Source organism: Bartonella sp. AA86SXKL (assembly GCF_042196885.1).
Window position 1 is genome coordinate 1 of record NZ_JBHIRE010000286.1, and the last position, 753, is coordinate 753.

The following is a 753-nucleotide window of genomic DNA, read 5'->3' on the forward strand; positions in this document are numbered from 1 at the left end:
CTAATTTTGCAAAAGGTGAATCAGGATTAGGGCGCTTTTCTCTCTGAGATGATTGATGATTGCTGCGTTTGCTGTGCTGTTTGTTCGACTTGTGAGAGTGTCTGGTGTGTGATGTGGCTTCTCGAGAGTTGTTTTCCTGTGCATTTACTTCTTTTTTAAAGGGTTTGCTTTTTTTATTTTGTCCCCTGTGTCCAGATCTCTCATTGTTTTTGTGGGGATGGTGGTGGTTATAACGCCATAGTAAAACAACTTTTTCTTCTTCTAAAACGCGTTTTTGCTTAGTAGCAAAATTGCCAACAGGTTCAGCTGCGGGTAAACAGTCTCCTGTATCGGATTGTGTAATACAGGTGGGCAAAGCTTCTTTTTCTTCCTGTTTTGGCGATATATCCATGATTTGCCATTGCTCGCCAACGCACTCTGCCGCAGGAACATCCTGTACTGTTGTGCATGTATGAGCAGAGGTTTTGTTTTGAAGATAATTTTGTTCAAAAAAAGCACTGCTTATGGCATGCGATTGATAACCAAGACCTTTTAGAATTTCTTCCATATCGGTTCCATTGGCTCCAAGAATAGACATCATTGTTGGAGTGACAAAAAAACTCTTGCCGTCATAAGCTCCATCGGGTTTAGGTTCATTCCCTTGTTTCCAATAAATTGCAGGGCGGATGAGGTTCGCAAGACGCTCTAAAATATCAATCCGTACAGCACGCTGGCCTAAAATGCGATAACCGGCTAATTGATAAAATTGCCGGT

General features: G+C 41.8%; 1 pseudogene. It reads right to left on the reverse strand.

What is annotated here, in order from left to right:
* Positions 1–753 (reverse strand): annotated as a pseudogene (locus ACFIO5_RS11570) (hypothetical protein); the annotation flags it as partial.